General features: G+C 65.4%; 1 protein-coding gene. It reads right to left on the reverse strand.

Annotated features, from left to right (window positions below):
• Positions 1-555, reverse strand: a 555-nt coding sequence (locus E4O98_RS21825) for a DUF6531 domain-containing protein (RefSeq protein WP_248136308.1), incomplete at both ends; no start/stop codon positions are given.

Here is a 555-nt window from a genome sequence, read left to right on the forward strand (position 1 = left end):
CTATTGGTGATCGCGGGTCGAGCCGCTGTAGGCAAGGGCAGGGTGGTCGAGCGGTTCTCATGGTCGATCCACACCACCGAATCGCCCGACACACAAAGCCTGTGCGCCAGCGCATGGCTCCAGCCAAACCCCAACCCGCAATCCACACCCACCGCACTGGTGCGATACAGCCGTGTCCACTCAAACGGCAAAATCCCGTCCAGCGCGCCGTCGGTGAGGGTAAGCAATTCCTCCCCGGTGACCATCGACACCGGGCAGCCGTTGGTGACCGTCTTGTCCGCTGGCGCCGCCGCATCTCCCTTCGGATTGGAAGCCACGGCAGGCGCATCATCCACATGCTCCTGCCGGACCAATACCGTCTGCCGAGTCTTGTTGCGAACCACCGGCACCGGGTTCGAAACCAGCGTGTCGCCCGCCTTCAACGGAACCACCGGTACCGCCTTGACCGGCGTCGCCGCACTGCTCAGCAACACAGGCTTGGCGGCCTCAACATGCGTGTCCAGCCGCGGCCCCGCCACCTGCCTGGCCAGCAACTCCAACAACGCCCGCGCCCCG

Origin of the sequence: Pseudomonas sp. W2Jun17 (genome assembly GCF_023127795.1) — a bacterium.
Taxonomy (GTDB): domain Bacteria; phylum Pseudomonadota; class Gammaproteobacteria; order Pseudomonadales; family Pseudomonadaceae; genus Aquipseudomonas; species Aquipseudomonas synxantha_A.